The 7,579-nt window shown below is 30.4% G+C and carries 6 protein-coding genes; 2 read left to right on the forward strand and 4 right to left on the reverse strand.

All coding sequences use genetic code 11. From position 1 onward, the window contains the following. The 4 genes from ACJAX4_RS20200 to ACJAX4_RS20215 form a co-directional block, all read right to left on the reverse strand. On the reverse strand, window positions 1–891 hold an 891-nt coding region (locus ACJAX4_RS20200), incomplete at its 3' end, for an ABC transporter ATP-binding protein (protein WP_435791236.1). After that, complete coding sequence (locus ACJAX4_RS20205; protein ID WP_435791238.1) at window positions 857–2,584, reverse strand: ABC transporter ATP-binding protein; 1,728 nt, start codon at window positions 2,582–2,584, stop codon at window positions 857–859. The genes ACJAX4_RS20200 and ACJAX4_RS20205, both read right to left, overlap by 35 nt. Window positions 2,585–2,700: 116 nt before the next feature. Beyond that, a complete protein-coding gene (locus ACJAX4_RS20210) occupies window positions 2,701–4,005 on the reverse strand; it encodes a metallopeptidase TldD-related protein (RefSeq protein WP_435791239.1) in 1,305 nt (434 codons plus the stop codon). Beyond that, window positions 4,005–5,435, reverse strand: coding sequence for a TldD/PmbA family protein (locus tag ACJAX4_RS20215; RefSeq protein ID WP_435791240.1), 1,431 nt, complete (start codon window positions 5,433–5,435; stop codon window positions 4,005–4,007). The genes ACJAX4_RS20210 and ACJAX4_RS20215 overlap by 1 nt, the downstream gene beginning before the upstream one ends. Before the next feature lie 243 nt (window positions 5,436–5,678). Here ACJAX4_RS20215 and ACJAX4_RS20220 point away from each other — a divergent pair, with 243 nt between their 5' ends. Together ACJAX4_RS20220 and ACJAX4_RS20225 are read left to right on the forward strand one after the other, a co-directional pair. Beyond that, window positions 5,679–7,061, forward strand: coding sequence for a radical SAM protein (locus ACJAX4_RS20220; protein WP_435791241.1), 1,383 nt, complete (start codon window positions 5,679–5,681; stop codon window positions 7,059–7,061). Beyond that, a partial coding sequence (locus ACJAX4_RS20225; RefSeq protein ID WP_435791242.1) for a methyltransferase family protein occupies window positions 7,061–7,579 on the forward strand: 519 nt, incomplete at its 3' end. The genes ACJAX4_RS20220 and ACJAX4_RS20225, both read left to right, overlap by 1 nt.

Below are 7,579 nucleotides of genomic sequence, written 5' to 3' on the forward strand. Positions count from 1 at the left end.
ATAAGTTGTAAAAGCGAAAAGAACACCTATCTCTAGGGTATTGTTTGCGATTTTACTCATGGAATACCATATTATAATTGCTACTGCAAGACTTTGAAAAATATCCGCCGCTGGTCTTAATATGCTGTTTATCCTAACTTGAAATATTGTGCTTTTGAAATACTCTCCATTTAGTTTTAGAAACTCGTCATTTTTTTCTTTTTCACCTGAAAATATTTGTATGAACTTCATCCCAGAGATATTCTCAGCCATAAATCCGTTAATTTTGCCTATTAAGCTTTTCATTTTTGAAAAATTTCTCTTAATCTTGTTCTTTAGAATAAAGATAATAAAAAACATCAAAGGAACAACGGAAAAAGAAATAAATGCTAATTTTACATCAAGTGCAATCATAGCATACACTATACCTAAAAGTAAGAACACGTCTTTAAATAAACTTATAATTACATCGGTATACATTTTGCTCATGGCTTCCACGTCATTTGTGGCTCTAGTTATAAGTCTTCCAGAGGAGGTCTTATCAAGATATGATAGCTGAAGAAATTGTATTGTTCTAAATACTCTTTTTCTCAAATTCTTCATAATTTCCTGCCCAGCACTGTTTATTAAATTCACTTGTGTAAAAGATGATAACCCACCAATAGCTGCAAGTATAATATATATTAATCCTAGTGATGATATGGAGTACATACCATCTTGCGATACTTTTTTTATTAAGAAATCATCAATAACTAGTTTTAGTATATAAGGTTTTAATAGTTCAGCAGCATTTACAATCATTACACATAATGCAGCTAAGATTATCTTATTAAGATGTGGGTTTGTAAGCTTTAAAAGCCTTTTGAAACTATTAATTTTATGCTTCATTATGTTGGGATTTGTAGGTTTCATAATATAGCCCTCCCTTCGATACGAGCTCATTATGTGTTCCATGTTCGCATATTTTACCTTCATCTAGGACTATAATAAAATCCGCATCTTTAATTGTAGTAATTCTATGAGCTGTAATAATTGTTGTTTTTCCAATTCTACATTTATTTATATTTTCAACTATCTTTGATTCAGTAATAGTGTCCACTGCTGAAAGTGAATCATCCAAAATAAGTATTGAGGGATTTCTAATAATAGCCCTAGCTATGGATATCCGTTGCTTTTGGCCACCTGATAGATTAACACCACGTTCGGACAGTATGGTATCAAATCCATTAGGCAATTTCATAATGCTTTCATATATACAACTTACCTCAGCAGCTTTTTCAACTTCGTAATCTGTATATACATCCTTAAAAAATTTTATATTATCATTTATGGATGCAGAAAACAAAAAATCATCTTGGGGTACATACCCAATGCTCGATCTAAGTGTTTCTAAAGAGTAGTCATTTATGTCCACTGAATCTATAAATATTTTTTCCTGTGGTGATGCATAAAGCTTTAATAAAAGGTTTACTAGGGTCGTTTTACCTGAACCGGTTTTTCCTATGATTCCAAGAGTATATCCCTTGGGTATTTTAAGATTAATATTTTGTAAAACTATTTTGTCAGTATTGTCATAAGAATAACTAAAATTTTTAAATTCTATTTCACCAAGGATTGCGCTACTTATCATTTTCGCCCCATCTGGAATTTTAGGCACTACATCAAATATTTCATCTAATCTTTTGAATGATGCAATACCTCTTTCAAATATATTTATAACTCGACCTATAGAAATTATTGGCCTCATAATAATAGTCAAATATCCATTAAAGGCGATAAAATCTCCAAGAGTTATAATTTCATTTAACACCATATTTCCACCTATAATGAGATTAATAACAAAGCTTATACTAAAAAAAAATTGAATGACAGGGGAGAGAAAGGATGCTGCCTTTACCATAGCAAGGTTGGAATCCATCATTTCATTATTTAATATTTCGAACTTCTCTGACTCTGCATCTTCTTGTACATAAGATTTTATTACTCTTATCCCATAAATATTTTCTTGGACTGTGCCAGATATGGAAGAAAAATTTTCTTGAACAATTTTAAATCGCTTTTGAATAAGTCTCCCTATGTTTAACAGAAAAAATATAATAAAGGGAATTGGAATTAGCGTAATTAAAGTATATTTCAAATTTATAATCTTTGACATAGAATATATAGAAATGCTACAAATAGCAAGAACATTTATTGTCATAGCACTAGCTGGCCCCAAAGCCATTCTTACAGCAGAAATATCATTTATTGCATAAGATATTAAGTCGCCAGTTTTTCTTTTGTTGTAAAAATCCGGAGATAATTTCTGAAAATGATTATATAATTTTTCGCGAAGATGGCATTCCAGATTTCTAGCATTTACTATAATCAGGTTTCTCCATACAAAAGTACTTATAAAAGTAGCTACTGCAATTAAAAGTATGTATATTATTTTGGACTTTATAAGCTTAAAACTAAAATTATTTATTCCAAGTATATCAATGGTGTCTCCGAGAACTTTAGGAAAAAGCGATTGAATATAGGATGATAAAAGCATAAAACTAATGCCAATAACATATGATACTTTATGTTTTTTTAAAAATGTAACTATTATGTTCCTTCCCATTCATTCACCTCCTAATTTGTACCCTGACATAATTATATATAATTTGTTTTGTAAACACAACATTTAGAGAATATAAAAAAACGTTGCAATACAAAATTTGCAACGTTTTTTATACGTTATTCTATTCCAGCCACACTGACATTTAATAGTTTAACAGTTTTAGGTCCTACAAAGTTATTATCTCTTTGAAGCTCTTTAGATAAGTACATTTCCTTTTGTAGGTCTTTAATATTCCCAGAGATAGATCCACCAGTAACTGGGATAGTATTTGTTCCATTAAAGTACCACCCTAGCCTAATTTCACCACCAAAATCTCCCGTTAAATCATCAATTTGAAAGTCGGAAAAGGCAACTATATCTAGATAAGGAACCTTTTTAAAATCAAATATTGAATAAGCGCCACCTTCAATGATAAAGTTTGAAATACTACCTGTAGGTTCTATATTTAAATAATGGCAGTGTCTCACATCACCATGGTACTTGTTCAAAACACCTTTTTTATATATCTCAACAGAATTTACTGGAAAACCATCAGCATCATAAGGACATGATTTTGTTGAGTTTTTCATAAAAGGATCTAGTGTAAGTGTTATTAGGTCACCCTTTGCGCCATCGCCTTGAATATTCTCACCGAGTTTTGCTGTAGACATTCCATTATAGATGCTTTTAGCAGAAGACTTGTCTAAATAATAGTTTAACAGTTCGATTACTGGTGCACCAGTTAGTAGAACCGTATGTTTTAATAATGCTGGGGTAGGTGATGCAATTGCTTTCTCACTACTAAATATAAGCATTTCTTTTACTTTTTCTTCTATTAAATCAGAATCTATGTCTGAAAAGTCCATGTGTTTATAAAGTTCGATTTCCTCATCACCTGACTTCCAATTAGTTATAAATTCTATTTCACCATTATAAGTAGTGTAAGATATATCTACCCCTTTTGAGTTAATAATATGAGTATAAATTTTATTAAGGAAAAGTTCAGAGGAATTTATGCAACCTTTATTATAAATATCAGATTTATAGAGTGCCTCTGTTATTGTAGGTAGCCACTGATTAAGTGCTTTTTCAGAAAAATTACTTTTTATTTCTGGTTGAATAATACCAGAAGGTTCTACCATAGGGTAATATTTGTTTTTTATATAAATTGCCGCCAAGGCAACTTCGTCAATGACTTCTAAAATCTCTTTATCACTCATAGTAGGATGAATCATAGCAGATGAGGAGCCTGTATATTTTGTATTTTCCTCCTCAAAATTTTTATAAACTGTTATATTAAAGTTATTAATATTTTTACCTCTGTCCATGTCTAGTCTTTTTTTTATGAAGAAGAACTCATTAGAATTTATTTTATGCTCGACTACGGTATAGCCATCTATTTTTATGCACTCTTTAAGGAGCTTTCTAATTTTTTCTATCATTATCCTAACCTCACTTTTGCTTTGATATATGGTCCGCCATCTGAAACTTTGACATATTCTTTATATCCTTTACCGCAAGCACCTGAGCCGAATAGTTCAACTGACTCTGAAACCATAGATATAGATTTCAGCATATCTGGAACATATCCAGTCATAATTACAGGAGATATTACTTCACCCGTTAGTTTACCATTTATAATTTCTCTACCTTGAAGTAACATACACTGAATTCCCCAATTTTTAGGATCTTCCATTCCGCTCATACATCCTTCTAAAATGTAACCTTTTTTAATAGAGGCTATCATATCTTCTAAATTATCACTACCAGCAGCAAAGAATGTATTAGTCATTCTTGCATAAGCTTTTCTTTCAAAAGATTCTCTTTTACCATTTCCAGTGGGTTTAGTACCAAGTTTAAGAGCTGATAACATATCAGAAATCCCTGTTTTAAGGTCTCCTTTATCTATTACAATAGTATCTGTTCCGAGTACTCCTTCATCATCAAACAAATAAGATGATATATTACTCACAGCTGCAGCACCATCATGCATTGTAACGAGCTTTGAGGCTACACTTTCCCCAATATATTCTATAGCTTTTGCTCTTCCTTTAACAAACATGTCCATTTCTACGCCGTGACCAAAGGCTTCGTGAGCAATTAGACCTGTTATATCTGGACAACAAATCACATCATATTCACCAGGAATTACATTCTTAGCATCTAAAAGTTCTATACTAGTCTTTACTACTTTTTCAATACCGCTTTTCATTTCACAAAGAAGTTCCGTAGCTTTTAAACCAGAAAATGCTTCATAAGCATATTTAGTATTATCATCTCTACGTACTATACTTATTAAATTTCCTTCACTCCATATGTAGGATTGTTCTAATTCTTTATTATTAGAAATAAATATCTTTGACACATGAACTTCATGATATACTACTCTAAAATCTACCAATAAATCTGAATAATTTAAAGCAGAATCTTTAATAGCACACATTTTTTCTATTTTTTCTTTAGATGATAAATATGTTGGAAGTGTGGTTACTTCAGCTAAAAACTCTTCCTTTATTACTGGTTCTTCAATAATATCATATGAATTTACTTTTATTGAAGCATTTTTAAGCATTTGAAGTGTAGATGAAATGCTAAATTGTATTTCATCTACTAAAGTGTTTATATTCTTTTCATTAATTTCATTAAAAGAGAATTCAGAGTAGTTAACACCATTGTGAACTCGTATTACAAAACCACGTTCACACCAGGATGAATCTGTAAAGTCTATACTGGTTTTTTGTACTTTGTATAATTTTCCTTTAGTATCAGTACCTAAAATTGATACATATTTATATTTTTTAGAAAGAATACTAACTATTCTTTTCAAAATAGGTTTTTGACTTATTAAAAAACTCGACATTGAAATTTTCATTGAATTATCCCCCTATATTTAGTTTACTGTACTAATCAATTATTAATTGTGCTATTCATTTACACATTCACTAATAATTATATACTAAATCTATCAATAACTCCATAAAATTGAAACGTTGATATGTAAATTGATTATGTGTATAATTAAAATAAAGTAAAATATTATAGATAATATAAATTAGGTAGTTAATAAGCCTAGATTAAATATTTATGTAAATATAAATAGAAAGGGGGTACTATAATGAACAGAGACTATATTTTTCATGAATATACAAATAGTTTGTGTCCAGAATGCCTTCTGATAATTCCAGCAAAGGTCATTTTAAAAGAAAAAAAAGTTTATTTGCTAAAATATTGCCCTACTCACGGAGAACAAATTGAGTTGCTGGAGGAAGTCGCTGATTATCATTTAAAGAAAAAACAATATGATAAACCAGGAACACAAATGAAGGTTTATTCAAAAGTAGAAAAAGGGTGCCCCTACGACTGTGGTACCGCTGGAATATGCCAACAACATGATCAGCATGGGTGCATAGCATTAATTGAAATAACTACGAAATGTAACCTTAAGTGTCCCTTATGTTTTGCCAATGCAGGGGAGGGTGAGTTTTTATCGTTAGATCGAATAGAAAAAATGATGGATTTTTTTATTGACTCGGAATATGGACAAGGTGAAATATTGCAAATAAGTGGTGGGGAACCAACTATTCATCCAGATATTATAGAAATTATAAGAATGGCTAAATCTAAAAACCTTAAATATGTAATGTTAAATACTAATGGTATAAGAATTGCAGAAGATGAAAAATTTGCCTGCGCGTTACAAGAGTTTGTAGGAGGTTTTGAAGTTTATCTTCAATTTGATGGGTTTAAACAATCAACTTACAATACTTTAAGAGGCAAGAATCTATTACCCATTAAGAAAAAGGCTTTAGAAAACTTATCAAAATACAAAATACCTACAACTTTGGTTTCTACAATAACTACCGGAGTAAACGATGATGAGGTAGGAGAGATATTTACGTTTGGTATAAATAGTCCGTATGTTCGTGGTATCAATTTTCAACCAGCAGCCTTTTTTGGTAGAACGCTAGGTATAGATAGAAATAATAGAGTTACACTTTCAGGCATATTAAAGAGAATGGAGAAGCAATCTGCTGGAATGCTTAAAATGGATGATTTTATTCCACTTCCCTGCGACTCAGAAAGAGTAGCTATCACCTATCTGTACAAAACATCAAAAGGTGGCTTTATTCCAATAACAAGAAATGCAAAGATACATGAATATCTTCACCTTATAAATAATACTTTTGTATTTACTATTGAAGATGCATTAAAAAATGCAGGTAAAAGTATTACAGATATGAAAACCACTTGTGACTGCTTCAAATTTCTTAAAGACTTTAGACAAATTGTTCCTTTAGACTTTTTTATAAAATCAAAAGAAAAGAAGATGGAATACGTAGATAACAATACCTTTAGAGTTAGTGTAAGTTCTTTTGTTGATGCATATAATTTTGATACTAAATCAATGCAAAAGGAATGTGTTCATGTTGTAACCGAGGATTTGCGAAAAATACCATTTTCAGCTTATAATATTCTTCATAGAAATGGGTGCACATAATGTTATCAATCAAAATTCCAGATATGTTCTCATTTGTTATTCAGCTAATTATATGTATTTGTGTAGTAGGCCTGTTTGTTTCAATCCTTATAGATTTCACGTTATATACGAGAGATGAACATATTAAAAAAGAAAAGAAGTCTATAGTGGAAACGGGTTCAATGACATTATTTTTAGTTGCTTTTTATTTGATTCTTATAACTAAAATAGGTTTAATTCCAATCAATAATAACATCTTAAAGCATGCTATCATTATCATAGGGACATTAGCTATTGTTATTGGTTGTATTGTAAATATAATGGGTAGGTTTAATTTGGGAAGTAATTGGGCTAATCATATAAAAATATATGATGAACATAAGCTAGTTCAAAGTGGAATGTATAAAATTGTGAGACATCCACTATATGCCTCTATCATGCTCATGTTTTATGGTGCAGTTTTAGTATATAGAAATATATTATGTTTTCTCGCAGTTACATTTATATTTATACCATTTATGTACTATAGGGCAAAGCAA

The organism is Clostridium sp. (assembly GCF_051278035.1).
Taxonomy (GTDB): Bacteria; Bacillota; Clostridia; order Clostridiales; family Clostridiaceae; genus Clostridium_AD.

Coding starts and splice junctions, on each gene's coding strand:
- ACJAX4_RS20205 (WP_435791238.1), bottom strand. CDS start 2,584: ATGGGAAGGAACATAATAGTTACATTTTTAAAAAAACATAAAGTATCA.
- ACJAX4_RS20210 (WP_435791239.1), bottom strand. CDS start 4,005: ATGATAGAAAAAATTAGAAAGCTCCTTAAAGAGTGCATAAAAATAGAT.
- ACJAX4_RS20215 (WP_435791240.1), bottom strand. CDS start 5,435: ATGAAAATTTCAATGTCGAGTTTTTTAATAAGTCAAAAACCTATTTTG.
- ACJAX4_RS20220 (WP_435791241.1), top strand. CDS start 5,679: ATGAACAGAGACTATATTTTTCATGAATATACAAATAGTTTGTGTCCA.